The sequence below is a fragment of the Paenibacillus sp. FSL M8-0228 genome (assembly GCF_038007385.1).
In the GTDB taxonomy this organism is placed as follows: domain Bacteria; phylum Bacillota; class Bacilli; order Paenibacillales; family Paenibacillaceae; genus Paenibacillus; species Paenibacillus polymyxa_D.
Genome location: NZ_JBBOXA010000001.1, coordinates 1,411,910 through 1,436,547, shown reverse-complemented (window position 1 = coordinate 1,436,547; position 24,638 = coordinate 1,411,910). Strand labels below are relative to the sequence as shown.

The window sequence follows — 24,638 nt, the reverse complement described above, 5'->3', positions numbered from 1 at the left end:
TAGTACAAGATCAAGAATCGATCACTAAATCTATGACAAGCGTTTATCCTCAGACTGAGGCTGAGGTTGAACTTCTGAAGACGTCGTTTGTGATGCTTTGACCACACTATCTTTGCTGTCTTTACGCTCAGTCCGTTCATCTTCTGATAAAATATCGCGTGCCCCGTTTTTAAACTCACGGAATGTACGCCCTACAGCTCGACCCAGCTCAGGCAGCTTGTTCGGACCAAATAGCAGCAGCGCCAGAATAATTAACAAAATATAACCCGGTGCTCCAATATTGGGCATGTGTAGTAATCCTCCTTATGTTGACGAACAAAATAAGAATCTTTGTCCGTTTTACGGCCTTATAAATTCTTATAGGTATCATACCACACACGATGTGCTGCCTTCTACCGGAACTGACCTGTCACCATAAGCAACGCTTCTGGAAGCTGGTCCATTATCGCCGCCAAATTTTCATGCACGCCTTTGGGCGTTCCTGGCAAATTGACGATCAGTGTTCGTCCGCGTATTCCCACGATTCCACGGAATAGCATAGCCGCTGGATTTTTCTGCATCACGATCATTCTCATGGCCTCTGCCATACCCGGCACTTCCCGTTCCACGACCCGCCGAGTCGCCTCGGGTGTCACATCACGAATGGCCAGCTCAGTCCCGCCCGTAGTTAGTACCAGGTCTGCATGAAAATAATCGGTCATTTCGATTAAAGCTGCAATAATTTCATCCGGTTCATCGGGAACGATCCGGTATTCCACAATCTCTCCGCCCAGTTCTTCTTCGATGAGTTCCCGGATGACCTGTGCGCTTGTATCCTCACGCTCTCCCCTTGCCCCTTTATCACTGGCTGTTAGGATCGCCGTTTTCCACACCATAAGATCACCCTTCTCCTATCATGAAAGAATACTTTCTCTTCTGAAAATCAGAAACAGCCACGCTGCATCCTGCATCACATCACAGTACCCTCTCGGCGACAATGTTTATCTATGTCAAGGTTCCCGGTGGTCCTCCCGTTGAAAATCCCCATGCTTGCCACCTGTTTTGGATTGCAGCATGGTAGGGCCGATGATCATATCTTTTTGCAGCGCCTTGCACATATCATACACGGTTAACGCTGCGGCTGAAGCCGCTGTCAAAGCTTCCATTTCTACACCTGTCTTACCTTCGGTCTTCACTTCAACTTCAATATGAAGCACATCATGTCCATTATCGGAAAAAGTAATGTTCACGCCTGTCAGAGCCAGTGGATGACACATCGGTATCCAGTCTGACGTTTTTTTCGCGCCTTGAATCCCTGCGACCTGGGCCACAGCAAGAACATCACCCTTGCCGATTCTTCCTTCTTTTACAGCCGTCAATGTAGCCGGATTCATCGTAATCTGAGTCACGGCAACTGCTGTACGAACCGTAGACGTCTTACCCGAAATATCTACCATACGAGCACGTCCCTGTTCGTTAAAATGAGTAAAGGAATCCACGACTCCCTCACAGCTCCTTTCACATACCCAACTTTACTTCATTCATCATTTGTCAATTTTGCATAATCACAATCTAAGCGTCCATCCAGAGTAAACAGCACGTCCACTCGCAAATCCCTTGGCTCCATGGGCACCTGTGTCAGCAATTGTCCCGGCAGTAGCAGCGAGACATACAGCGGACCTACGTGGCTGTTGTTACGCTTCTCTGCCTCTACCTGTACGGTAAAGCGGTCATAATAGCCTCCGCCGTAGCCAATCCTGCCCCCACGACGATCAAAGGCCAAGCCAGGCACAACAACCCAATCAATTCCCGTCCACATTTCAGGCGACCATTCCTTGCATGTCAAAGCAGGCTCAGGGATGTTCCAGATGCCGGGTACAATATCTCCGTTCTGATCCATCTCCCTCAGCTCCATCGTCCGAGTTACCGAATCCACTCTTGGGGCCAGGACACGATCTCCCTGTGACCAGCAATGCTCAATGAGGGGAGTCGTCGAAATCTCGCTGCCAAAAGAGAGATAACTAAATAAGGTTAGCTTATCTCCGTTTCTGTCTATTCTAAGCTGCTCCCATGCCTCGATTGCATGCCGACAGGCCACAGCCGATGCCTTCTGCCTTGTCAGCGGGTCCATGGAGTCACGCGCCTCCCGTTGCTGTAAACGCAGCGCGTTCTTCACATTACAGACATCCATCACATCCGCCCTCCCGCACAATCGTCGATAATCTTTAAAACGTTGCTATTGTCCCATTTGTCAGTAAGTGCTGTACGTTGCAAGTTTTTTTCATTCTTTTTCACTTCTCGCTTAAGTTTATCATTGTTTATACAAATTGACTACACGCGGCTCAAGGGTTTACAGGGTGAAAGCAGTGCAATAGTGGGTAATTTCATGTAAACTGGAAGGAAGGTACCTGCGAAAAAAGCAGGTAGAACTGTGCAAAATGTAATGGAGGAACGATACGCTATGCTATTGCAAGTAACCGGAATTACTAAATCTTATGGAATTGAGCCCGTTCTGAACGGGATTAACCTTCAAATATTGGAACGTGAACGTATTGGACTGGTAGGTGTGAACGGTGCAGGCAAATCGACCCTGCTCAAAATCATTGCTGGTGAAATATCCTATGACAGTGGACAAATTTTCAAGGCAAAGGAGACCAGCATCGGTTATCTGGCGCAAAACAGCGGCTTGAATTCTGACCGTTCTATCTGGGGGGAAATGATGCTGGTGTTCACTCCCCTGATTGAAGCGGAACGGGAACTGCGGCAAATGGAACAGGACATCGCTGACCTAGCCAATGCTCAAAACGAAAAACGCTACGCAGATCTGCTGGAACGCTATGCACGTCGTTCAGACTGGTTCAAGGATCACGGTGGTTATGAAATGGAGACCCGTATTCGCAGCGTGCTGCACGGTATGGGCTTTGGCTCATTTGCACCTGAGACGCCTGTAGCTACTCTGAGCGGAGGACAGAAAACTCGGCTTGCGCTTGCGCGCATCCTACTGCTCGCACCAGATGTCCTCATGCTTGATGAGCCTACCAACTATCTGGATATTCAAACACTAACCTGGTTGGAGGACTATTTGCGCGGCTACTCCGGTTCTCTGCTGGTTGTATCACATGACCGTTATTTTCTGGACCGACTGGTAACGACGATTATTGAAATTGAACGCCATCGTTCTACTCGATATACAGGCAACTACAGCCGCTACATGGAGCTGAAGGCCGCCGAGTACGAAACGAATCTTAAACATTACGAAAAGCAGCAAGGAGAAATTGCCCGTTTAGAAGCATTCGTACAACGTAATATTGTGCGGGCTTCCACGACCAAACGCGCTCAAAGTCGGCGCAAGCAGTTAGATAAAATGGAGCGTATGGATCGACCGATGGGAGACTTGAAAAAGGCTCATTTTTCCTTTGAAACAGCCCATATGTCAGGTAAGGAAGTACTGGAGGTCCGTGACCTCTCTGTGGGATATGAAGGGAAAAAGCCTTTATTCCAGCACGCATCGTTCGACTTAAAACGTGGAGATACCGTGGCACTGATTGGTCCGAACGGGATCGGAAAATCGACGTTGCTCAAATGTCTGACCGGATCACTTAAACCTGCTGCGGGCTCCATCCACTGGGGCACGAAAATCAAAATCGGTCTGTATGACCAGGAGCAGACGAACCTGAACCCTGCCAATACCGTACTGGAAGAGTTGTGGAGCGAGTATCCTCATATGGAAGAAGCACGTATTCGTACAGTGCTGGGTAATTTCCTGTTTAGCGGTGACGATGTACTAAAAAAGGTAGCTGCATTAAGCGGAGGGGAAAAAGCCCGCGTTTCTCTGGCCAAGCTCATGCTGCGCGAAGCCAACGTGTTAATTCTAGATGAGCCTACCAACCATCTGGATCTGTTTAGCAAGGAAGTGCTGGAAGCGGCTTTGATGGACTATGACGGTACACTGTTGTTCATTTCCCATGACCGTTATTTCCTGAACAAAATGGCGGAACGTGTCATCGAGCTTCATCCTGGAGGGATAGAACATTTCCTGGGGAATTATGATGACTATGTAGCCAAAAAGCAGGAATTGGAGGAAATTGCACAGGAAGCTTTGGAGGCAAATCAGGCCGCACGCGGCAAAACATCGGCTACCTCTGCATCCGTGACAGACGAGACCACATCCAAATCACGCGCCGCCACCTATGCTGCAGACAAACAAGCCAAAAGCGAGGAACGTAGCCGTCAACGCAAGCTGGAGGCATTGGAAAACCAGATCAAAACGCTGGAAGAACAAATTTTAGGGCTGGAGGAACAAATGACCCTACCTGAGATTTATCAGGATTACACAGCGCTTCAGAATATTCAGGCACAGCTCGACACCCATAAACAGGAATTGACTGAAACCTATGCCTCTTGGGAAGAGCTGTTAGAAGAATAGACACTACTGCATAAAATATTAGCCTTAAAAATTTCACATTTTCCTCTTCTATTTTTTTGTACACAAGATTATCCACAACTTATGTGTATGAGTGAGATTGAAAAATGGCCTTTTGGGCCATTTTTTTATTGATAAAAAGCCACTTTCAAATGAAAACCAAATTTATCCACCCTTTTATCCACATTATCCACAGATTTCACAAGAACTAAAGGTGTTACATATCCCCCAACTTGCTATCTCCAAAAAGTCTTAGCCTGCTTGCTTCGGGCTGGGTTATCCACATTTGAAACGGTATATGTGGATAACTTTGTTCACAACTTGACAAATCACATCATTATTCGGGTAATATCAAAATTCCAGATTTTTTTGATGGATTATGAAAAATCGTGAACCATTGTGACGAATCATGCGAGGGAATGAGATGCTGCCATTCTTTTGCTCAAACTCCTGTATTTTATCCTCTTGAATTTATATTTTTATGATCGTTATGGTGCGGAACAAAAAAGACACGGCTCAACTGTGCCATGTCTTGCTCATTCTTCTTCAATTAAGTTTGGACAGACCATTCTTCCAGAGACAGCCCTGGATCAGCCTTCATATCCAATGAGGTAAATTCCCCGCGCTTCCATTTGGCGTAGGCCGCAGCGCCGATCATCGCTGCATTATCTGTGCAATATTTCATTGATGGTACAAGCAGCTCGATTCCTTCGCGCTCACAGCGCTCCCGCAATGCTGTACGCAGTCCGCGATTAGCAGCCACACCGCCACAAAGCAGGAGCTGCTTCGCACCGTATTCACGCATGGCACGAATCGCCTTTTCCACCAGCACCTCGACGACCGACTCTTGAAAACCTCTTGCGATCGCTCCGACATGAACGGTTTCTCCGCGCATTTTCGTCTGGTTAATTACATTCAGCACCGCCGATTTCAAACCACTAAAGCTAAAGTCATAAGAATCTGGCTCCAGCCATGCACGCGGCAAAGTAACCACTTCCTCCGATTCATGAGCCACACGATCCACATGCGGACCGCCGGGATACGGAAATCCAATGGCTCTCGCTACTTTGTCGTAGGCTTCCCCAACCGCATCATCCCTTGTACGACCAATGAGTTGAAAATGACCTTCGGACTCCATCAGCACTAGCTCTGTATGTCCTCCTGACACAACGAGAGCAATGCACGGATATACGATATCATGCTCCAACTGATTGGCATAAATATGTCCCGCGATATGATGCGTCCCGATTAACGGCTTGCCGAATGCCAAAGCAGCACTCTTAGCGGCGACAATACCAACCAGCAATGCGCCAACCAGTCCTGGTCCTTGTGTTACGGCAACCGCCGAAATCTCACGAGGGGTAATTCCCGATGTTTGCATGGCCTCGTCCAGCATATAGGTGATGCTCTCTACATGTTTGCGTGAAGCCACCTCTGGTACAACACCACCAAAGGCTTTGTGTGTTTCAATCTGACTGGAAATCAGATTCGAGAGCACCTCTGTGCCATTTTTCACGACAGAAACAGCCGTTTCATCACAGCTCGTTTCCACTGCCAGTATATAGCAAGGCTCGCTGGAGGCGGAGCCTGTACCTGCTTTTTCCTCTTGCGTCATTGCTTCTGCACGCTTCCTTCCTGTTCACCGGATGCCCCATGCGCGGGAAGATCCGCCCACATGATCACGGCATCCTCGTTATTATCCGAATAATAGCCTTTGCGCACACCCGCGGGCTTAAAGCCTTTTTTCTCATACAAGCCCTGAGCGATCCGGTTCGTTACCCGCACCTCTAGCGTCATACGTTCCATCCCTAAATAAGAGGCGGTCTGCATCAGCTCATTCAACAGCTTGTCTCCAAGTTTGCGTCCGCGATAAGCCTCACGAATCGCAATATTCGTAATATGGGCCTCATCCATAATCGTCCACATGCCTGCGTAACCAATGGCTTGTCCGTCTAGTTCCATAATCATATATTTAGCAAAATGATTCATCGTCAGCTCATTGCGGAATGCTTCCTCCGTCCACGGTAGCGTGAACGCTTCATGCTCAATCTCCAGCACATCGGGAATATCATCCAGTTGCATCAAGCGAAACTCAAGTTTCTCTTCCCGCTGTATGTTCTTTGCCATGTTGTTCACCGCTCTCTTCAGCGCTGACGAAGCAGATTGGCTTCCGCCTCCGCCAGCTGGGTATAATTAGGAACCAGCGTATGTAGCTCGTCATGTTCCTGACGAAGCAGCTTATCCGCCCCAAGGCGGCCAACCCATCTTCCTTCCAGCTCATAAGGTACAATACGAAGCTCGCTCCAAGCACGCAGACGCTCAGCTGTTTCGGCGTGAACCGTCGTTTCACCGACTAGCCAAATGACTGGAGGACGCTCTTCAGAGGGCAAAGCCTCCAGCCGTTGCAGCAGGTCATCGGTCCAAGCAGTCATTAAGCGAATTGCATCTGGCTCCAGCCGTTGCGGACTCTCGACGTCGTCAACTGTATTCACGGCGAACAGCCCCGTGTAAACCTGACCACGGCGCGCATCCAGCACAGGCACAATCCAGTCTGCTGCCTGCGCTCCGGACGAACCGTTATTCACAGACTCATTTTTATCTTCTTGTCCCTTCATCTCGATGCCGCGATTCCAACCACCCCACGCCAAAGCGTGCAAAGTCGATATGGACGTCACCGGGATACCCCAGGCCCAAGCGAGTGTTTTGGCTGCAGTCACCGCAATCCGGATACCGGTATAAGACCCCGGTCCAACACCAACTGCAATACCATCTACATCATCTCGTGTCAGCCCTTCTTCAGTCAGCAGTCGTTCCAGCTCGGTAATCACATGCACGGAGTGATTACGTTCGCCATAGACGTTGCTTTCTCCCAGCAATTCTCTTCCGTTCATCAGAGCGGCCGCCATCACGGTCGTCGCTGTATCTAACGTCAAAAACCGCTCACGCGGCTTTACATTCACATCTGTATGCTCTCTTTGCATGGTTCAAACTCCATTCTCCCGCAAACTGCGGCACCATTGTTCATAAGGCTCGCCGTACCCGGTCAGGTGAATCAAGCGCTCCCCCACATCCGTTGTTTCTATATACATATGAAGCCGCTGCTCCGGCAATATATCCGGTATAATACTACCCCATTCCACCAGACATACTCCTGTCCCGTAAAAATATTCGTCCAGCCCGAGATCCTCCGCCTCGTCCTGGGAAATCCGGTACACATCCATATGATACAAAGGCAATCGGCCCTCGTACTCCTTAATGAGAGTAAAGGTTGGACTATTTACGATACCCGGTACACCTAAATGGCTGGCAAAAGCCTTGGAAAAAGCAGTTTTGCCCGCTCCCAGATCTCCATCCAGCACAATCACCGTTCCGGGAACCGCTTTGGCTGCCAAAAAACCTGCCAATGACCCGGTCTGTGCCTCTGAGACAGAACGGAACGTAAACTGCTCCTGCGAAATTGTCATATATTTTAATCACCTTTCGTCCGAATCGGACCGTTCCAACTTGTTCTTTATTATATAGTTCACCTTATGTCGCCGCAAGGCATGAAGACATGCTATTGTAAGTTAGATGATACACACAGGGAGGGAACGAAACGATGGGACAAACCGTTTTACTCTTGATTGATGTTCAGCAGGCGATGTTCATGTATGATGAGAAGCTGTATCGCGAGCAGGAAGTTGTATCGCATTTGCAGCAGCTTTTGGACAAAGCCAGAGCTACAGGTACACCGGTGATTTTTGTACAGCATACCGATGAAGCGGATGAGGATTTCCGGGAAAACAGTGTAGGCTGGGCCATCGCCGATGTGGTGCGCCCTCTTCCTCATGAACGAATTGTCCGTAAATCATCCTGGGACAGCTTCTACCAAACCGAATTGGGCCATGTGCTGAAGGAACTGGGGGCCGATCAGCTCGTAATCGCGGGGATGCAGACCGAGTTTTGCCTCGACACGACTTGCCGAAGCGCCTATAGTCTGGGATACCAGAACAACGTGCTCGTATTGGATGCGCATAGTACATTTGATAGCAAGGTGCTGAGCAGTGAACAAATTGTAGCTCATCATAATGAGCTGCTTGGCAATCGTTTTGTGCGTTTACTCGCGACAGCAGATGTACATTTTTCGTGAGCTATTGATCCAATTCACAAGTTTTCACTATCTCGCAAAGACGTCATCATTTTTATTGGAATTCCAAATGTATTCAATTGGATTGGCAACCTGCCTAGCTTTTTCAAGACCAGATTGGTCAGAAACAAAGCCGCCTTCAGAAAATTCTGGAGGCTTTTTTTATTTTCCAGCTGAGTTAGATGATATTTGCGAGGAAAACTTTTTTACGTATGGATTGCAACTTTCATTTTTAACATAAAATTCAATTTATGATCATGATTTTCAGAAAAAACAAGAAAATAACAGAAAACGTTAGAATGGCCTAATTATTGTGGCCTATATGACCCTATAAACATCTGTACATAGATATATGTAAATATTTGGACATTGAGCAAAATCTGCATTAGAACTATGATAAAACTGGTTTTAATTTCCAATGGGAGAAGGCGATCGAACCGTCACATTTACTGTCTTAGGCACCATGATATGCCCGCATGCAAATATATCTTGCAATCGCTGCGTCTCGTAGGTTAAGAGCGGAAATTACCAATTGAAGTGCAATCATGGATGTATTGTGTTTTAACACAGCGAAAGGAATGTGAGTTTTTAATGAAAAAAGTAGCTTTAGTAAGCCCGTTAAGAACAGCGGTCGGCTCTTTTAACAAAACCCTTGCGCCTCTAAGCGCTTCCGAACTGGGAGCAACCGTGATGACAGCATGCCTTCAGCAAAGTAAATTAGAGCCTTCTTTGATTGATCAGATTTATTTGGGAAATGTTCTTCAGGCGGGCAATGGACAAAATCCTGCCAGACAGGCGGCATTAAAAGCCGGTATCCCTATTGATGTACCCGAAACAACGATAAACACGGTTTGCGGTTCTGGACTTCATGCCGTTGCTTTAGCTTACAATTCAATATTGGCTGAACAAGGCAACATCGTCTTGGCCGGAGGCATGGAGAGCATGTCGAATGCCCCTTACCTGCTAAGAAATGCAAGAAACGGCTACAAACTTGGTAACGGTGAGTTGGTAGACTCCCTGGTGGCCGACGGCCTTACATGCCCGATCAACCATTACCATATGGGAATTACCGCAGAAAATGTTGCCGATAAATATGGAATTTCAAGAATGGAGCAGGACGAATTTGCCTATCAAAGCCAGATAAAGGCCGTAGAAGCAAAAAACAAGAAGCTTTTTGAAGAGCAGATTGTTCCAGTCATGATCAAAAACAAAAAAGAAACTATTTCTTTCACAGAGGATGAACACATAAGAGGAAATACAACGAAAGAAAAACTTTCTCAATTAAAACCTGCGTTTAAGGAGAACGGAACGGTTACCGCCGGGAATGCTTCGGGAATCAATGATGGCGCGGCGGCCGTACTTGTGGTGTCGGAAGACAAATGCAAAGAACATGCATTAAAGCCATTGGCATATATCAAGGGTTATTCCCTTGTTGGCGTTGACCCTGCATATATGGGAATGGGGCCAGTGAAAGCCATTTCGACACTTCTGAAGCAGCAAGGTGTATCCATCGATGCCATTGATCTTTTTGAAATTAATGAAGCGTTTGCCTCACAAGCATTAGCGGTAGTGAAAGAGCTAGGGGTCAGTCTGGACAAAGTGAATGTCAATGGCGGCGCGATCGCGATCGGGCATCCTGTCGGGGCCAGCGGTGCTAGGATATTGGCTACGTTGGTTCATGAAATGGTGCGAAGATCTTCACGTTACGGCATCGCCTCGTTATGCATCGGAACAGGAATGGGCATAGCGATGCTGGTTGAAAATGCGCTCATTTAAAGTGCGTATTCAAGATGAATTTTAGAATATCTCTTAAAAGGAAGGGAGACCGTTATGAATCAAAAAGATGTACTTTCACTCCAATCCATGCCTGCGGCTAGCGGCAGCTACGGGCGCCCGCCATACCGATTCATCAACCGGGAATTTTTTATCATTACCTATGAGACCGATCCCGCTGCGATTAGACAGGCGGTCCCGGAACCTCTTCAGCCGGATGGAAGCAATACGGTTTCCTATGAATGGATCAAGATGCCCGATTCATCCGGGTTAGGAAGTTATGAGGAAAGCGGTATTGTCATTCCGTGTACTTTTCAAGGAGAACCCTGCAATTTTGTCGCCCAAATGTATTTGGATAACGCACCTGCTATTCTGGGGGGACGCGAAGTCTGGGGATTTCCGAAAAAATGGGCAAAGCCTCGCTTGATCGTTGAGGAGACGGAGACGCTGACGGGTACATTGCATTATAACAACGTCCTGGTGGCCACGGGAACTATGCCTTTCAAATATAACATTCTTGATGAAAAGGAAACGGCAAAAGCCATCGCAAAAACACAAGTTAATTTAAAGTTAATTCCTGATGTTGACGGTACCCCCAAAATCGCTCAGTTAGTAGCGTATAATCTTGAGAACATTACTGTAAAAGGAGCCTGGTCAGGGCCTGCCAGATTAAGCCTGATCCCCCATGTCAACGCTCCTGTGGCAGATTTGCCGGTTAAATCTTATATTGGCGGGAAACATTTTATTGCTGATTTAACGCTTCCATATGGAAGAGTCCTCTACGATTATCTTCAATAAAGTTTGCTTTCCTAAAAATATATATATAAGGAGAAGGAACCATGAATAACAAAGTAATCTCCGCTGAAGAAGCAGTTAAGAAGGTCAAAGACGGAGACACGGTGATGGTCGGAGGTTTTCTGGCAGGAGGCTTTCCGGAGGAGCTGGTTCGTGCGCTTGTCGACACCAATCCCGCCAGCAATCTTGCGATTGTTTCCAACGACACAGGCACACCAGAATTATCTATCTATAAGCTTGTAAAAAGCGGCAGAGTAAAGCGAATTTTTGCATCCTATATCGGCTCCAATCCGGAAACGGGAAGGCTCCTGATGACGAAAGAAGCTGAGGTCCAACTCTTCCCGCAAGGCACGCTCGCTGAAAAAATACGCGCGGGAGGAGCCGGTTTGGGCGGGGTTTTAACACCTGTAGGTGTAGGCACCGTTGTAGAGGAAGGAAAAAAGAAAATCAAAATTGATGAAAGGGAATATTTGCTCGAACTCCCGCTCAAAGCGGATGTAGCGTTAATCAGAGCCCATAAGGCTGATGAAGCGGGGAATCTTGTCATCAACGGCTCTTCACGTAACTTCAATATGGTTATGGCTACAGCGGCAGAGTATGTAGTTGCTCAGGTAGACGAATACGTAAAGACGGGTGAAATTGACCCCAATCATGTCAACGTTCCCGGAATATTTGTCGACGCAATTGTAAAGGTGGGTGAAAACGCATGAATAACAGAGAATTCATTGCTCGAAGAATAGCCCAGGAATTCAAAAGTGGTGAAGTTGTCAACCTTGGTGTCGGATTGCCTACAATGGTAGTGGACTATATCCCCGAGGACATTCATATTATGCTGCAGGCTGAGAACGGAATCCTCGGTGTAGGCCCCAAAGCGGCTCAGGGAAAAGAAAGGCTCGATTGTATCGATTCAGGCGGAAACTACGTTACAACCATGGAAGGAGCATGCTTTTTTGACAGTGCACTTTCATTTTCCATCATCCGCGGAGGGCATGTGGATATCACCGTGCTGGGCGCCCTGGAGGTCGACGAGAAAGGCAACCTTGCAAGCTGGATGATCCCTGGGAAAAAGGTGCCGGGTATGGGGGGAGCCATGGATTTGGTAGTTGGAGCCAAGAGAGTGATTGTAGCCATGGAGCATGTGAACAAAAATGGCGCGCCGAAAATACTGGAACAATGCAAGCTGCCCTTGACTGCTGTAAATGTTGTAAAGACCATAGTAACCGAAAAGGCTGTCATTGATGTTATTCCGGGTAAAGGGCTGATGCTAAAAGAAATTGCTCCGGGTTTGACGGTGGAAGACGTTCAATTAGCAACAGAGGCTAAACTGATAGTTTCACCACATTTGAGGGCCATTGCAGTGTGAAGGTCATAGAAAGGAACCAGCTGCATCTTCAAATTAACTTGTCTGGCATTTAATTCGTCCCTACGACTGCACTTGTTATTACAAAAAAAGGTTCGCTAATTGCTCATCGAGCAATTGCGAGCCTTTTTGAGCGTAAAATCCAATCCGCTACATGCTCAGCCACCTTCGTATGGTTAAGATAAGCAAAGAAGTTGTGGGGATTAGCACGCCCAGTGTGACTATCTTTCCAGAATGTCTGAATAAGCGGCTGATCATCAATAGTTTCTATTAAATTTCGATTCAGCATCAGATGGAAATCATTTTCAACCGTTAAATGTCAGTAAAATCTGCTCTTGCTCCAGTTTTTGTGCCGCTTCCTCGTTCACTCAACGCAATCCTGCGATCAGTGCTTTTTTAATAAGACGAAGCATTTCGTCGCATCTGGGCTTTTTGTCACGGCCATGGATAATGACCAGATGTTTGGTTCCCATCTCCTACTGCTCTTCCAGACGATCCACACGGACAGTTTGAGTATTGCCGGGGTTGCTGCCCACCTGTACGGTAGCCATACCGTTTGCTTCGTCTACATGCTCAATCCAAATCGGTTTGCCATCCAATTGTACGGCAATATTTTCGGATGAATCATAAATGGCTTTTGCTCGTTCCACGTTCATGCTGTTCTCCTCCTGCTGATTGTTTGTGCATTAATTTACAAATGTAGGTCACCTAGTCTTCATCTATAAGTCGTTCAACGTCCAATGAAGGAAAGCTATGGGAAGGCGAGGTTGAAACTACAGCCTCCAAATCCACATGAGCCACAGCAACGGGAAAAGGCGGCTGAGTTCCATGTGAAAGGGCAAACTCGGGCGGCAATGCATCTTGTTCGCCTGCGGCGGGACCCCGAAAGGCGATATGGCTTTGACCCACACGATGACTGATCTGCCGAGGATAGGATTTTCCGGACATAAATTGTGTACCCCCTTTGAATCGGATATGCCTTACTATGTACCAAAATTGCTGTAACCATGCGCAAGCGGCAGCAATTCGCAGTCTTCATCTACATCTCATACAATCACTTATACGAAGCATACTAAGTGAAAATCATATGCTCATATCCCGGGGTGCCCGGAATCGAAGGATGCAAAATGCGGATTAAAGAAAAGGAGGACTGGCGGTATGCATACGGTCTGGAAAGGCGCGATCAGCTTCGGGCTGGTTCATGTGCCCGTTAAAATGTTTTCAGCTACGGAGGATAAGGACATTTCCATGCGTTACATTCACAAGGAGTGTGGAAGCCCACTTAGCTATGTACGAAAGTGTCCCGTTTGTGACAAGGAGGTTGAGTGGGAGGAAATTGGAAAAGGCTACGAGTATGAAAAAGGAAAATTTGTCATGTTCGACAAGGAGGAACTGGAGCAAGTTAGCGGACAAGCGGATAAAAATATCGTGATTTTGGATTTTGTTGATTTGCAGGAAATTGATCCGATTTACTTTCAGAAAACGTATTATTTGTCCCCGGATCAGGCCGGCTCCAATGCGTATAAGCTGCTCATGAATGCAATGAAGGATACCGGGAAAATCGGGATTGCCCAAATCTCCATCCGCTCTAAAAGCAGCTTGGCGGCGATTCGGGTGTTGGATGAATGTTTGGCGGTGGAGACGATGTTTTACCCGGACGAAATCCGCCCCATTGCTCAAGTTCCCAACTTACCCGGACAGGAAGAGGTTAAAGAGAAGGAGCTGACCATGGCCAAAATGCTGATTGAGCAGCTATCTACACCTTTTGATGCAGCCAAGTATACGGATCAGTACCGCGAGCGTCTGCTGGATCTCATTCAGCATAAAGTTGCTGGTGAAGAGGTGCGAATCGCCCCAACACAGCCTCAGACCAATGTAGTAGATTTAATGGCCGCCCTTCAGGCCAGCATCGAGGCAGTGCAACCTGTCGTTACCGATCCCGGCCCTGCTGCGAAAAAACGCCCTGCGCGTAAACCAGCAGCCCCAACAGCACAGCAGGCGGTGGCAGGCGACAACCTCACTCCGACTCCAGTCAAAAAGAAAAGAAGCACTGCCAAACGTAAAGAAACTTAAGCTGAGTTACAGAAAGGTCTGGTTAAGGGGTGGCGGTGACACTGCTTTGATACGATAGTAGCTGACTGAACGCCCCCCGCTCCTCTTGTTCCAGTTGGCGGTAGTTCCCCTGCTGTATGACCTCGCCTTGATCCAGTACGACAATTTGATCCGCATGTCTGATGGTTGACAGACGGTGAGCGATGACGATCAGCGTCATTTGACCTTTCATCCGTTCCAGTGCTGCCTGAATTGCGGCTTCATGTTCACCATCCAGCGCACTTGTCGCTTCATCTAGTATAAGTATCGGAGGATGATGCAAGATAGCCCGTGCTAATACTAGCCGTTGACGTTCTCCTCCAGACAGACGAATCCCGCGATCTCCAATGATCGTGTCCAGCCCTTCGGGCAGTCTGGATACAAAGTTGTCTGCTGCTGCAAAATGTAACGCCTCCCATAGCTGCTGCTCACTAGCATCCTTATCCGCTAGCATCAAATTTTCGCGGACAGTCGCATGAAATAAAAATGGATCTTGTGACACGTAGCCAAACGACTGCCGCCACTGGGGCAATAATTCGTCGCCCAGAACAAGCCCGTCTATTATAATCTGCCCCCCAGTTGGACGTAAAAAACCCATCAGGACATCGACCATTGTACTTTTACCTGCTCCTGATTTCCCTACAATGGCTGTCATTTCCCGGGCGGGTATGAACAAATTAATATGACGCAGTGCAGGCTCTGCTGCACCCTCGTAGCGATAATCCAGATGGCTGCATTCAATCCCATGACGAAGGGACAGGGGTTGCCGTTCAGATGCAGATGATAGATTGACTACCGATGGATCAGATGGAACGCGAGTCTCAGAGGATGCAAGTGCAATCAATGACGGATCTGTGAAAGCTTCGCACTCCTGTTGCACCTTGGTGACACTTTCAAAAGCGGAGATCATAGACATGATGTATTCCAGACTCGCTTGAATAAGAGCAAATCGAGGCCATAAGCGGGAAAATATAAGAATCAGCACAATCAGTTTTTCAGGTGTAACATGCAGCCACTGCAGCGATATAAATATGACACAAGCGACAAAAACAGCTGCCATTGCACGATGAAAAAACTGTGTGGTCGCATTTTGCCGGACAAATTGAGTCGTATTATCCTCCATGCGTTGCGTCAGGGAGCGAAACCAATGGATATTCGCCGCTTCCAACAGATTGCTTTTTATATCTTTCATACCGTTCATGTGATCCGTAATTCCAGCAAAATAAACCTGTGACAGTTCAGTCGTACGATCACCTAATTGTTTGGCATTTCGAATGGAGCGGCGAAACACAACAAACAGCCCCAATCCACTCAGAAATACCAGTCCGGTTAAAGAGGGGGATAACCAAAAAGCCAGCGCAATCTGGATCAGCGTAAACATGACGGCTGTAGTCAGTTGAAGAAGCAAATTTGTTCCCTGACTGACACGCGCCAGCTCGGTCGTCATCACATGGCTAAAATCAGATTTACGCTGACGCAAATAAAAGGCCCACTGCGCCTTCATAAAGGAAGTGTACACGTCTATTCGAAGAGAACGCATAAAACGCTGCTGAATCCGCGAATTCAGGATGGATTGGTAACGCTGAAGCAAAGCCTGCCCTGTAAGCAGCACTACAAAAACCATCAACATCCCCGGCAATAGCCAGCTTTTAGGAACGAACGGCAAAAAATGATCCAATCCATCAGACAGAAATGGCATCCCTGAATGACCGACAAATACGCCGATGGCCGCCAGCATAGGAACAAGCATATAAATGCCAAAACCCTCCAGTAGACTGACAATGATCATACACCCAATATTGAGAAATAACGCACCGCCGTTCACGCTATACAGCTTTGTCATATATAATCGCAGGTGAACCATAATGCACACTCCTTATTCAGGACTTTGCAAAATTCGATCCCAATCGCTCCAAAGTGCAATATATAGACGAACTAGACCATTTCGATCTATATATTGTTCATTAAAAGCCGCTTATTGGATTTTCACAAAATCCTCTATCGAGTCAGTGCTTTGAAAATCGCCGCTTCAGCCAGAGAAATGGACGTAAAGGGATATACAAAAAATGCAGCTGACGAGGCAATGGAAAAACGCTCGAATCGCCCGTAGAAGGAAACAAACGGCTGATGAGATACCATAGTCTGTGTCTTGGCTCTTTTAAGGAAAGCAAGTAAGTGCGGCTGACCGGCTGATAGACAGCCCTGTTTTTGGTCATGACTTGGCTGGAGGCAGCAGCTGGAGTCATCGGGGCACAACTGGTAGCGGTGCTCATCGGGCTATGATCGTCGTTACTGGCATCTTCCGTGATGCTAGTAACGCCACGGGTGGCAAGCATGGCTGCTTCGCCAGAGGTACTGCATACTGAAGGACCGCCACCTGGAGGGGCGGCCTCCGCTTGCTCCGCCAAGGCTCTGCTGTGCAGCAGCTCTGATGGAGCAAGCCTACCTGTACCCGACCCGTGGGTGATCGGGTACAGTGCGGGTACGCTGGCCTGCATGAAGGCCAGCGCGCTCAGCGCGAGCCTATGCGCCTGCCGGGTAGCCGATACCGGACGCATCGGCTCCGGTATCGGCGTACCCAACAGCGCAGCGGCGAGTGCCCAAGCCTGCCCGCCAGCAGGCAGGCCCCCGTAGCGGCGCATCATCGGCAGTAGCGCCTCCCAATCGACAGCACATATCGCAAGCCTGTCGATGTCAACCAGCCAGCGCAGCCTGAACCAACCGTGACGCGCACCATGCGCACTCAAGTACAGAAATTGATGCTCGCTGCCAAGCGTATACATACAGGACGTCATCACAGTCCTGTTGTCGGCAGATCCCAACGGTACCTGCCGAATGGCTCCTGCAGCTTTGCCCTTTTTCCGGCAGTTCCACAGCTCGTTAAAAGAGGGTTCCCCACCCCCATCCGGGTGAAGCCGCCAATGCAACTCTATCTCTACCCGTTTTTGCGGATGTAAATAGGATGCATGATGGTCCTTCCATTTCCAACTGCCAAGGACACGCACTTCTCCGCTCTTGGACGAATATCCAGCTTCCTGCATCCAATGCTCAGCCTCATCCATATCGTCAGGGGCAATGAGTAAGTCTATGTCCTTGGAAGTACGCAGAGAAACATCCCCGTATAATTGCTGCGCCAGAGCAGGCCCCTTCAACATAAGCACACGAATTCCATGAGCTATGAGCAGCCTGGTCAGACGCTCGGCTTCTGCTTGAAGATGGAGCATGCGAAGCGTGTTTCGATGATATTGCGCCTGAAGGTTTCGCAACAATTCTGCGGGAATGAATGGTTGATTCAATGTTTTTAGCTGGAGATACACCGTAGGTACCACTCGATGGTGCTCGGTCAGACGTAAAAAGCGGACCCAATCCATCTCACGCAGCTGGGTAGCAGCAGTCGTATCCTGCCAATGAATAACGTCCTTCCCCAATAGAGAGAGTAACAACGTTAATTCTTGATCCTCATTCCAATTCGCAAGTTCCAAAACAGACTTGGTGGGCATGCATTCTTCTCCTTCGTGTCTCATCGCATTAAAGTAAAGAACTACTTTTATCTTCCATATTCTTATTTGTATCCATCACAGCACGTCTTCCGAATATCCCCACCACCGTAAATGCTTCCATCTCCCGTTTCCCCGTAACATAAATCGGTCCGCTACGTACCCATGCATGTGCAGCCAAGCGTCCAGCGGCATTTTTGGCTGTACCCAGATACAGCGTGCAGTCCAGTTTCCTGCGCCCCAGCAACGTCATCGCCGCAGCGGCTTGTACAAGACAACTACTACGCCAAGGAGTATAACTGCTTGCCAGCTCTACAGCGTGTGAAATCTGCTGAATGGACTTCTCTTGCCCAACGTCACACTGCCATGGGGTTTCTTCCATACGTATGCCCCAAGCCCTTGAGTAATCCCAAAAAGAACGACGCTGGCGCAGCCTCGCCCATCCCAGCTCCAGCCAGGCTTCCGGCAACAATCTTCTGACTTCTGGAGACAGGAGAAGAAGCCGTTGTATCCGCATGTTATACCGGCTCCCGTAGAAGCTTTAACAGTCCTTCCCGCTCCAACTCAGCCACAAAGGTATGTACCTGCTGTCTGCACTGTTCCTCGTCCACCTCATATTCGTTCGTCAGGACAGTTACGATATCGCCAAGTGAAGGACCGGATTCTGCCAGTTCCCAGATTCGTCCTCCTGTGTAGCCTAAATTGTAATATTTACCAGTGTTAATGCTCATCATCACTTTTTCTCCGTCCATATCACTGACGTAGACCTCTTCATTGTAAATGACGCGATAATGATCCTTAGCTGGATTAGTGGCTGCCATAACTCTTTTCCTCCTTACGAATGAGTTCAAGTACCCGTTGTACAACCTCGGACGCAGTAAAGACGGAACTATCCCTCAGCAAGCGCCAGCCCTCCACTTTCCGAGCCATCCTAGCCGCTGTATCAAACGACCATTCACTCAAACCCATTCGCGGAATAATCACCCTGCGATATGTATGTTGTAGTAATGTATGCAAGCACTCCAGAACGTTCAAGGGCTGTTCCGTAACCGACACTAGCTCCCCTTCGCGCATCAACGCACGGGTTGGAGAATCTGCCACCAGCTCGAATACGCCCCCTAAGGGCAGCGGATCGTTATAAAAATCATCTACAGCGGGTACGGCATATTTATTCAGCTCACCTGCAAGCGTACGCAGATCTGTGTATTGTGGCATTACAGAATTGTCGTCAGTTAGGGACTGTATGTGCTTTCTTTTGCGTACATGCTTGTTCTCCCGTAAAGCCTCCAGTTGGAGCAAGCTTTCAAGCCCCAGCTTTTGCTGCGGATAAGCTGGATACACAATGGCAGAGGAACCCGTAGCTTTTACAGCAATCACGTCATCACTAACCATCTGATAACCTGCCTGCCTAAAAACAGCAGCCAATGTCGATTTCCCCGTACCCGATTCACCCACAAATGCGTAGGCCCTCCCCCCGATGACGACCGCACTTCCGTGAATAGGTAATATTCGTCTTTGCATCAGCAGAACACCCATGCATGTACCCAGCACAAACAGCCGCACGGTGTCAGGATCAGCCCCAGAGAATATACTTACCTCGATCTCCTTGCCTTCCCTGACGGCATAAATGGCCGTGCCCGGTATTCGGAACATAAATCGCTCATCCAGCATCACAAAATTGGCCTGCTCCAGCTGACCACTCCATGCAGTCAAATCAGCCTGTCGAATGACTACATCCTCTACCACTCCTGGTGCTGCCAGCATCAGCTCAGGCAGATTCAGCTCACTCGCAATCCTGAGTCCAAAGGCCGTATATTTCGTCCAACTGACATTTGCACTCCTGTCATGCACGTAGGACTCACTCCTCTGTCTTTAAAAATCCCGTCTTTATTTCTTGGGCAACACCTCTAACCCGAAAGAAATAAAGACGGCTGTATATTGAATACGAGTCCAATGGATCATGCTATTTTCGTTCATTCAATCGTTATCGGCCCAGTTGTCTGGCTTCCAGTCCAACATTGGCTGCATGTATAACATGTATAACCATCTATTAGCTTGGATTATAGATATCGGCATCGTGGTCGGACACCCAATCAATCTGTCTCCAGCCTTTACCCGCCATGGTCTGGCTAATATCCAGCACCTCTATCGTCGGTTCCTGCCATTCTTTTTTACTCATTTCATCACCTCCCCTCCAACGAATGGCGAACTGTCTGACCGAACAGATTCGATCAGTTGAATCTACAGAGAAAACGGTACACAATCAGGCTATGCATGAGTAGTCTTATATTCGGATCAGACGCCTGCTCAGGGCCGGGGTGGTGAAGTTTTGCCATAGCCGTCTTAATAAACTCAATATTGAGATATTCGGCGGCTCGTAAATCATGACACATCAGTTGAAGCTCCCCCATAAACGTATCCCAACAAGGAAGCATACGATGTAGCCAATCTGCAGGCTGCACGCCGCGTACCCGCTGGTTCAACCGAACATCATCAGGTAGATGATCACGCATGGCCGTACGAATGAGGGCACGGTCCCGACCGTTTTGTACATACTGCTCAAAAGGCACCGATAAGCAAAAGCGAATTACCCGGCTGTCCCCGGTCGGATCACGTTCCCATAGGCCGTAACGTAGTGAAAGTTTGGTCGCGACCACACCATTTTTGTTGGCAATCGCCAAATTTGAGAACTTCTCTTTTCTCGTCTGATCGGCATTTTTCATCCAACCTGTTCCGCTCAATACAGGAATATCTTCTACATTCATCCGTTGGGCAAACTCTGGGTGAATCAGTGAAGGAACGGGACTGCGATGGCCACGCCGCAGCCATAAACGAGGTTCAAGTGAAGTCGCTTTCTTCAACATCACGGGGAGTAGATGAGACATACGCCTGCCCGTAAGCTTGCTGTACCGCCTCAATCCCTGAAAGGATTGCAACCAGTGCAAATGACGAAACTGACGGGCATAATAGTCCAGTGCAGGGCCCCACGATACGGAAAAATTGCCTCGTGCCCCGGTCAACAGTACACCGACATTGTGTTCCTGCGCTTTTTCATAAAAACCTCTGATCCAGAAGGAGTTTTCAAAATATTTGTAGGGAGCCTCCATCAAATCCAGCCAAATATCAATTTCTGAAAACGGACTTTTTCCCTCAAAATCCATATAGTTCTCGTGAATGTTGCCCACATAGCGAGCCGTAGAATGAATGTAGCTTCGTTCGTTCGCCAGCAATGTAGGCGGTGTCCAGTCTGTAAAATCTTGAACAGGCACATAGCTGTAGGCATGTAGCGGCTTTTGTTGCAAGTGCAGCGCTGGCGCGGCAAAGCTGGCAACCGCTCCGGAATCCAGCCCTCCGCTCAAGGCAGCCCCTACAGCGCGATGCGTCCGTAATCGGGCAGTGACCGCCTGTGTGAACACCTCGTGGAAAGCTTCTATGTACTCACCTCCTGTTTTGAGCCGCAGTGGCTCTACCTCATCCAGGCATGCATATTTATGAAGGGTTCGCTTCCCCTCCTCCATAGTGAACCAATGTGCAGGAGGAAGCTGGTTGATATGCTTGTAGGCGGTCGTCCCGATATCGACGGATTCCTGCATGGTGCGGATGGACAAAAATTCGGCCAGCCACGGTTCATGCAGTTCTTTTCGCAGAGAGGACAGGGCCAAAAGCGGAGCGACTACCGTGCTAAACGCGAATCCTCGGTCATGTTGGTAGATGTACAGCGTACGATGGCCTGTCATATCTCGAGCACCATATAATCGATATTCCTTGGCATCCCAAATGACAAAGGCAAAATCACCTATCAGATAACTGGCTGCCTCCACTCCCCATTTGTCATATGCCAGCAAAATCAGCTCGCTGTCCGTGATATCTTGCCGCCGTTCCTGCTCAACTCCCAGCCGTTCAAACAGCTCGGAACGATTGTCAATAATCGCATCCGCCGTGATTGCCAAATCTCTTAGCTCATCATAAAAGGGAAGACGCTCATGAACAGATTCCGGGGTCACATACTGGGCATGACAACCCAAAAAAATAGAGCCTTCACACCAAGCGCATACGCGGTCAGCGGGATATTTCCGCAGGGCCTGCATCATTTTCCCGCCTTCTTCGGTGCATACAGACTCATGCCCAAAGCTATAGATTCCGGCAATCGCACTCACGTTCTTCCCCCTTTTTCTTTTCCTATACTTGATAATGCTACAGACGCCAAGTACCTGAGTTTACGGGCCAAGAGGCTGCGAGATCGGAGACCTTGATGTGGGCGTTGATAGCTTTGAAGCTGAGCGATAAGACGGTTCCGCTCCTCATAGCTATGTGCCAACCTGTTTTCCAGTGATTGGATCCGTCGATCGTTCACGCTCTGGTCCACATGCATCCATGTCGGATCTTGGGGTGGAGTATGATGGATTGCATTTGTCATGAGTTCTCTGTTATCTGTATCCTGTTCTTCCAGCATCCGATAAGCTGCCTTCCATTCAAAGCCGCTTTGCTGGAGGAATTGTTGTGTACGTCGACTCAGCAGCTCCATATCTGGCTCATCTTCAAAGCGAACTCCAGTCATCTGTTCAGCCTGCTCCAGCGCTTCCGCGTAACCAAGTTGCTTAAACATGCGGGACCCAATGCTTCTGCAATACAGCTCAATTTCCCTTTTACTCAACACATGTTGCCAGCTATGTACCGAATCCTGATGCGCCTGTTCATGCTCTCCTACGAATGGATCGCCCGCTCCCATACTATAAAAAAGACTGGATTTGGGCGTATCCGCGAAATCTCCGTACTTTTCCATCCCCGCTTCATAATGGATTCCCAAAAAACTGCACAGTTTCTCGATCTCCATCGTTGGATTGGATACGAGCTGTTCATATCTAAGCGGGTATGCAAGTGGATGAGGTGTAGCAAAATAATGAGTATAACGGAACAAACCAACCGTAATATCCGTCATTTTCATATTAAAATGCGGACTCCCCAGTTCCTCCAGTAGTTGAAAACGTCCGTTCCGTAGCTGATTGACCTTTTTGAATGAGGCCACAATGGCCAAAGGGTTTCGGATAAGCCACAACCTGCGGGCAGCAGGGAATAAACGGTCTATAAATTCCAGCACCGTATAGTAACGCGGGGATTTGTCGATAAGCATATCTGCTGTTGTACCTTGAAGCAAACCATTATATATTTCAAGTGCATACGAACGGGAGGCCTGCTCCAATACGTCGGAGGGGACCATACCTTTAAAAAATTGCCGGAGTATCCCTGTTCCTCCATATGGGCGTGTATGTGACTGCGGAAGATCATATAAACTGAGCAGAAACCACATTTCCTGCGTGGCAAACAGGCGGGAATGGTTTTGCAAAATGGCGGTAAGCAACGAGCTTCCACTCCGAGGGACACTTAACAGGAATACCAGCCCTCCGCCTTGCTTTTCAATCAAGCAAACTCCTCCTCTACCTCTGCTCAAGACACTTTAATAGATACATATCGTATTTTTATTATAAATTTATGATACATAATGTATCTTGTCAATCCTTTTGATGGATAAATTCAGCACTTCACGTTCATGTTAAACCCTATGTAGATCTAAAAGCTTAACAATCAGCCTGTAAATAAAGATTTTGCTGCATATTAGCCAAAGGAGGATAGCACAATGGGACAAGCTGTTAAAGGTACTATTACCATTGAAGGTCAGGAAATTCCTATCACCAACCCGGATAAACCGCTGTGGCCTGAAGCAGGCGTGACTAAGGCGCTGTATCTTCGCAAGCTCGCGGTACTGGCTCCCTTCCTGCTCAAATATTGTCATCATCGTCTGCTGACCGTCATCCGCTGGCCACATGGGATTCACGGTGATTTTTTTTATCAGAAAAATGCCCCACGTCCTCGGCCGGACTATATTGAAACCGCCCTGCATGATGGCATTGAATATATCGTGCTCGGCAAATTGCCACAACTCCTCTGGCTTGGTAATCAAGCTGCGTTGGAATTCCACCCCTCTCTGCACGAAGCGGGAAACAAGCTGCCCTGTGAATGGATGATTGACCTTGATCCATCCAGAGAGGTGGAGCCACGTATTATGGAGGCAGCCTCTATTGTCGGTGAAGTACTGGCTTCGCTTGGTTTGGACTCCGTCCCCAAAACATCCGGGGCCACAGGTGTACAAATTATCGTTCCGATCCGTACAGGCATAACCTTCGACGAACTTCGCAGCATCGGGCTATTAGTCGGACAGTTTGTGACAGAAAAGCACCCGCATCTGTTCACACTCGAAAGGTTAAAGAAGGATCGTGGAACAGCCATCTATTTTGATTATTTGCAGCATTATCAGGGGAAAACTCTGGCCGCTCCTTATACCCCGCGGGCACGCCCCGGCGCTACGGTCTCCACCCCGCTAACATGGGAAGAGGTACGGCAAGATGTATCACCACTTGACTACCATTTGCTGAATATTGAGGAACGACTAAATCAGGTAGGCGACTTGATCGACAAGGTTCCTCCCCAACCTGTAGAAGATGTCCTCAAGCATATGCGCACCAAGGCACACCGAACCTGATCCATGCTTGGAAGAACAAAAAAGGGGACGAACCCCGCAGCCATTAGGCTGAGGAA

The 24,638-nt window shown here is 48.3% G+C and carries 26 protein-coding genes; 8 read left to right on the top strand and 18 right to left on the bottom strand.

Annotation, left to right across the window (positions count from 1 at the left end; genetic code table 11):
* Positions 1 to 30: 30 nt before the first annotated feature.
* The 4 genes from MKY98_RS06550 to MKY98_RS06535 form a co-directional block, all read right to left on the bottom strand.
* Complete coding sequence (locus tag MKY98_RS06550) at positions 31 to 288, bottom strand: twin-arginine translocase TatA/TatE family subunit (protein ID WP_039269589.1); 258 nt, start codon at positions 286 to 288, stop codon at positions 31 to 33.
* 104 nt (positions 289 to 392) lie between these two features.
* The gene (locus MKY98_RS06545) at positions 393 to 875 is read right to left on the bottom strand and encodes a MogA/MoaB family molybdenum cofactor biosynthesis protein (protein WP_013309212.1); all 483 of its coding nucleotides are present in this window, start codon (positions 873 to 875) and stop codon (positions 393 to 395) included.
* 114 nt (positions 876 to 989) lie between these two features.
* Complete coding sequence (moaC, locus tag MKY98_RS06540; RefSeq protein ID WP_029516247.1) at positions 990 to 1,478, bottom strand: cyclic pyranopterin monophosphate synthase MoaC; 489 nt, start codon at positions 1,476 to 1,478, stop codon at positions 990 to 992.
* A gap of 38 nt (positions 1,479 to 1,516) precedes the next feature.
* A complete protein-coding gene (locus MKY98_RS06535; protein WP_069011108.1) occupies positions 1,517 to 2,170 on the bottom strand; it encodes a 5-formyltetrahydrofolate cyclo-ligase in 654 nt (217 codons plus the stop codon).
* Positions 2,171 to 2,440: 270 nt separating this feature from the next.
* On the opposite strand from MKY98_RS06535, the gene MKY98_RS06530 reads away from it, so the two are divergent.
* Positions 2,441 to 4,405, top strand: coding sequence for an ABC-F family ATP-binding cassette domain-containing protein (locus MKY98_RS06530; protein WP_069011107.1), 1,965 nt, complete (start codon positions 2,441 to 2,443; stop codon positions 4,403 to 4,405).
* 547 nt (positions 4,406 to 4,952) lie between these two features.
* Here the strand turns inward: MKY98_RS06530 and tsaD are convergent.
* The 4 genes from tsaD to tsaE are packed head-to-tail and all read right to left on the bottom strand — an operon-like array spanning position 4,953 to position 7,866.
* Positions 4,953 to 6,017 (bottom strand): tRNA (adenosine(37)-N6)-threonylcarbamoyltransferase complex transferase subunit TsaD, encoded by a 1,065-nt coding sequence (gene tsaD / locus MKY98_RS06525; protein WP_208332462.1) that lies wholly within the window; start codon positions 6,015 to 6,017, stop codon positions 4,953 to 4,955.
* Positions 6,014 to 6,529 carry a ribosomal protein S18-alanine N-acetyltransferase gene (gene rimI / locus MKY98_RS06520; protein ID WP_029516243.1) on the bottom strand — a complete coding sequence of 172 codons (516 nt, stop codon included), beginning with the start codon at positions 6,527 to 6,529 and terminating at the stop codon, positions 6,014 to 6,016. Before rimI ends, tsaD begins: the two co-directional genes overlap by 4 nt.
* A 17-nt stretch (positions 6,530 to 6,546) precedes the next feature.
* On the bottom strand, positions 6,547 to 7,383 hold the full coding sequence (tsaB, locus tag MKY98_RS06515; protein ID WP_029516242.1) for a tRNA (adenosine(37)-N6)-threonylcarbamoyltransferase complex dimerization subunit type 1 TsaB: 837 nt from the start codon (positions 7,381 to 7,383) through the stop codon (positions 6,547 to 6,549).
* 3 nt (positions 7,384 to 7,386) lie between these two features.
* Positions 7,387 to 7,866, bottom strand: coding sequence for a tRNA (adenosine(37)-N6)-threonylcarbamoyltransferase complex ATPase subunit type 1 TsaE (gene tsaE / locus MKY98_RS06510; RefSeq protein ID WP_029516241.1), 480 nt, complete (start codon positions 7,864 to 7,866; stop codon positions 7,387 to 7,389).
* A gap of 134 nt (positions 7,867 to 8,000) precedes the next feature.
* Between tsaE and MKY98_RS06505 the strand changes: the two genes are divergently transcribed.
* The 5 genes from MKY98_RS06505 (at position 8,001) to MKY98_RS06485 (ending at position 12,459) form a co-directional block, all read left to right on the top strand.
* A complete protein-coding gene (locus MKY98_RS06505) occupies positions 8,001 to 8,531 on the top strand; it encodes a cysteine hydrolase family protein (RefSeq protein WP_029516240.1) in 531 nt (176 codons plus the stop codon).
* A gap of 588 nt (positions 8,532 to 9,119) precedes the next feature.
* On the top strand, positions 9,120 to 10,304 hold the full coding sequence (locus MKY98_RS06500) for an acetyl-CoA C-acetyltransferase (RefSeq protein ID WP_029516239.1): 1,185 nt from the start codon (positions 9,120 to 9,122) through the stop codon (positions 10,302 to 10,304).
* 54 nt (positions 10,305 to 10,358) lie between these two features.
* Positions 10,359 to 11,099 (top strand): acetoacetate decarboxylase, encoded by a 741-nt coding sequence (locus MKY98_RS06495; protein WP_039269579.1) that lies wholly within the window; start codon positions 10,359 to 10,361, stop codon positions 11,097 to 11,099.
* A gap of 41 nt (positions 11,100 to 11,140) precedes the next feature.
* The gene (locus MKY98_RS06490; RefSeq protein ID WP_029516237.1) at positions 11,141 to 11,806 is read left to right on the top strand and encodes a CoA transferase subunit A; all 666 of its coding nucleotides are present in this window, start codon (positions 11,141 to 11,143) and stop codon (positions 11,804 to 11,806) included.
* Positions 11,803 to 12,459 carry a 3-oxoacid CoA-transferase subunit B gene (locus tag MKY98_RS06485; RefSeq protein WP_029516236.1) on the top strand — a complete coding sequence of 219 codons (657 nt, stop codon included), beginning with the start codon at positions 11,803 to 11,805 and terminating at the stop codon, positions 12,457 to 12,459. The genes MKY98_RS06490 and MKY98_RS06485 overlap by 4 nt, the downstream gene beginning before the upstream one ends.
* A gap of 473 nt (positions 12,460 to 12,932) precedes the next feature.
* On the opposite strand, the gene MKY98_RS06480 is transcribed toward MKY98_RS06485, so the two are convergent.
* A complete protein-coding gene (locus tag MKY98_RS06480) occupies positions 12,933 to 13,112 on the bottom strand; it encodes an H-type small acid-soluble spore protein (RefSeq protein ID WP_069011105.1) in 180 nt (59 codons plus the stop codon).
* A gap of 52 nt (positions 13,113 to 13,164) precedes the next feature.
* Complete coding sequence (locus MKY98_RS06475; protein ID WP_029516234.1) at positions 13,165 to 13,404, bottom strand: hypothetical protein; 240 nt, start codon at positions 13,402 to 13,404, stop codon at positions 13,165 to 13,167.
* Positions 13,405 to 13,614: 210 nt separating this feature from the next.
* Between MKY98_RS06475 and ku the strand changes: the two genes are divergently transcribed.
* A complete protein-coding gene (gene ku / locus MKY98_RS06470; protein WP_069011104.1) occupies positions 13,615 to 14,529 on the top strand; it encodes a non-homologous end joining protein Ku in 915 nt (304 codons plus the stop codon).
* 22 nt (positions 14,530 to 14,551) lie between these two features.
* On the opposite strand, the gene MKY98_RS06465 is transcribed toward ku, so the two are convergent.
* From MKY98_RS06465 to MKY98_RS06430, 8 genes are all read right to left on the bottom strand, one after another.
* On the bottom strand, positions 14,552 to 16,411 hold the full coding sequence (locus MKY98_RS06465) for an ABC transporter ATP-binding protein (protein ID WP_069011103.1): 1,860 nt from the start codon (positions 16,409 to 16,411) through the stop codon (positions 14,552 to 14,554).
* Between the two features lie 142 nt (positions 16,412 to 16,553).
* Positions 16,554 to 18,047, bottom strand: a complete 1,494-nt coding sequence (locus MKY98_RS06460) for a nucleotidyltransferase domain-containing protein (protein WP_069011102.1) — start codon at positions 18,045 to 18,047, stop codon at positions 16,554 to 16,556.
* A 28-nt stretch (positions 18,048 to 18,075) separates the two neighbouring features.
* Positions 18,076 to 18,561 (bottom strand): lasso peptide biosynthesis B2 protein, encoded by a 486-nt coding sequence (locus MKY98_RS06455; RefSeq protein ID WP_029516230.1) that lies wholly within the window; start codon positions 18,559 to 18,561, stop codon positions 18,076 to 18,078.
* Between the two features lies 1 nt (position 18,562).
* A complete protein-coding gene (locus tag MKY98_RS06450; RefSeq protein WP_029516229.1) occupies positions 18,563 to 18,865 on the bottom strand; it encodes a lasso peptide biosynthesis PqqD family chaperone in 303 nt (100 codons plus the stop codon).
* Entirely contained in the window at positions 18,852 to 19,895 is a 1,044-nt protein-coding gene (locus MKY98_RS06445) for a serine kinase (RefSeq protein ID WP_069011101.1), read from the bottom strand. The genes MKY98_RS06450 and MKY98_RS06445 overlap by 14 nt, the downstream gene beginning before the upstream one ends.
* Before the next feature lie 199 nt (positions 19,896 to 20,094).
* A complete protein-coding gene (locus MKY98_RS06440) occupies positions 20,095 to 20,223 on the bottom strand; it encodes a paeninodin family lasso peptide (protein ID WP_134902123.1) in 129 nt (42 codons plus the stop codon).
* A 52-nt stretch (positions 20,224 to 20,275) separates the two neighbouring features.
* Positions 20,276 to 22,201, bottom strand: a complete 1,926-nt coding sequence (locus tag MKY98_RS06435) for an asparagine synthase-related protein (RefSeq protein ID WP_029516227.1) — start codon at positions 22,199 to 22,201, stop codon at positions 20,276 to 20,278.
* Complete coding sequence (locus MKY98_RS06430) at positions 22,198 to 23,466, bottom strand: sulfotransferase family protein (protein ID WP_029516226.1); 1,269 nt, start codon at positions 23,464 to 23,466, stop codon at positions 22,198 to 22,200. The genes MKY98_RS06435 and MKY98_RS06430 overlap by 4 nt, the downstream gene beginning before the upstream one ends.
* Before the next feature lie 213 nt (positions 23,467 to 23,679).
* Here MKY98_RS06430 and ligD point away from each other — a divergent pair, with 213 nt between their 5' ends.
* On the top strand, positions 23,680 to 24,582 hold the full coding sequence (gene ligD / locus MKY98_RS06425) for a non-homologous end-joining DNA ligase (protein WP_029516225.1): 903 nt from the start codon (positions 23,680 to 23,682) through the stop codon (positions 24,580 to 24,582).
* Positions 24,583 to 24,638 lie beyond the last annotated feature (56 nt).

What these genes read in the sequence shown, in the direction of transcription:
- MKY98_RS06550 (WP_039269589.1), bottom strand. Translation starts at nt 288, where the DNA reads ATGCCCAATATTGGAGCACCGGGTTATATTTTGTTAATTATTCTGGCG.
- MKY98_RS06545 (WP_013309212.1), bottom strand. Translation starts at nt 875, where the DNA reads ATGGTGTGGAAAACGGCGATCCTAACAGCCAGTGATAAAGGGGCAAGG.
- MKY98_RS06535 (WP_069011108.1), bottom strand. Translation starts at nt 2,170, where the DNA reads ATGGATGTCTGTAATGTGAAGAACGCGCTGCGTTTACAGCAACGGGAG.
- MKY98_RS06530 (WP_069011107.1), top strand. Translation starts at nt 2,441, where the DNA reads ATGCTATTGCAAGTAACCGGAATTACTAAATCTTATGGAATTGAGCCC.
- tsaD (WP_208332462.1), bottom strand. Translation starts at nt 6,017, where the DNA reads ATGACGCAAGAGGAAAAAGCAGGTACAGGCTCCGCCTCCAGCGAGCCT.
- rimI (WP_029516243.1), bottom strand. Translation starts at nt 6,529, where the DNA reads ATGGCAAAGAACATACAGCGGGAAGAGAAACTTGAGTTTCGCTTGATG.
- tsaB (WP_029516242.1), bottom strand. Translation starts at nt 7,383, where the DNA reads ATGCAAAGAGAGCATACAGATGTGAATGTAAAGCCGCGTGAGCGGTTT.
- tsaE (WP_029516241.1), bottom strand. Translation starts at nt 7,866, where the DNA reads ATGACAATTTCGCAGGAGCAGTTTACGTTCCGTTCTGTCTCAGAGGCA.
- MKY98_RS06505 (WP_029516240.1), top strand. Translation starts at nt 8,001, where the DNA reads ATGGGACAAACCGTTTTACTCTTGATTGATGTTCAGCAGGCGATGTTC.
- MKY98_RS06500 (WP_029516239.1), top strand. Translation starts at nt 9,120, where the DNA reads ATGAAAAAAGTAGCTTTAGTAAGCCCGTTAAGAACAGCGGTCGGCTCT.
- MKY98_RS06495 (WP_039269579.1), top strand. Translation starts at nt 10,359, where the DNA reads ATGAATCAAAAAGATGTACTTTCACTCCAATCCATGCCTGCGGCTAGC.
- MKY98_RS06490 (WP_029516237.1), top strand. Translation starts at nt 11,141, where the DNA reads ATGAATAACAAAGTAATCTCCGCTGAAGAAGCAGTTAAGAAGGTCAAA.
- MKY98_RS06485 (WP_029516236.1), top strand. Translation starts at nt 11,803, where the DNA reads ATGAATAACAGAGAATTCATTGCTCGAAGAATAGCCCAGGAATTCAAA.
- MKY98_RS06480 (WP_069011105.1), bottom strand. Translation starts at nt 13,112, where the DNA reads ATGAACGTGGAACGAGCAAAAGCCATTTATGATTCATCCGAAAATATT.
- MKY98_RS06475 (WP_029516234.1), bottom strand. Translation starts at nt 13,404, where the DNA reads ATGTCCGGAAAATCCTATCCTCGGCAGATCAGTCATCGTGTGGGTCAA.
- ku (WP_069011104.1), top strand. Translation starts at nt 13,615, where the DNA reads ATGCATACGGTCTGGAAAGGCGCGATCAGCTTCGGGCTGGTTCATGTG.
- MKY98_RS06465 (WP_069011103.1), bottom strand. Translation starts at nt 16,411, where the DNA reads ATGGTTCACCTGCGATTATATATGACAAAGCTGTATAGCGTGAACGGC.
- MKY98_RS06460 (WP_069011102.1), bottom strand. Translation starts at nt 18,047, where the DNA reads ATGCCCACCAAGTCTGTTTTGGAACTTGCGAATTGGAATGAGGATCAA.
- MKY98_RS06455 (WP_029516230.1), bottom strand. Translation starts at nt 18,561, where the DNA reads ATGCGGATACAACGGCTTCTTCTCCTGTCTCCAGAAGTCAGAAGATTG.
- MKY98_RS06450 (WP_029516229.1), bottom strand. Translation starts at nt 18,865, where the DNA reads ATGGCAGCCACTAATCCAGCTAAGGATCATTATCGCGTCATTTACAAT.
- MKY98_RS06440 (WP_134902123.1), bottom strand. Translation starts at nt 20,223, where the DNA reads ATGAGTAAAAAAGAATGGCAGGAACCGACGATAGAGGTGCTGGATATT.
- ligD (WP_029516225.1), top strand. Translation starts at nt 23,680, where the DNA reads ATGGGACAAGCTGTTAAAGGTACTATTACCATTGAAGGTCAGGAAATT.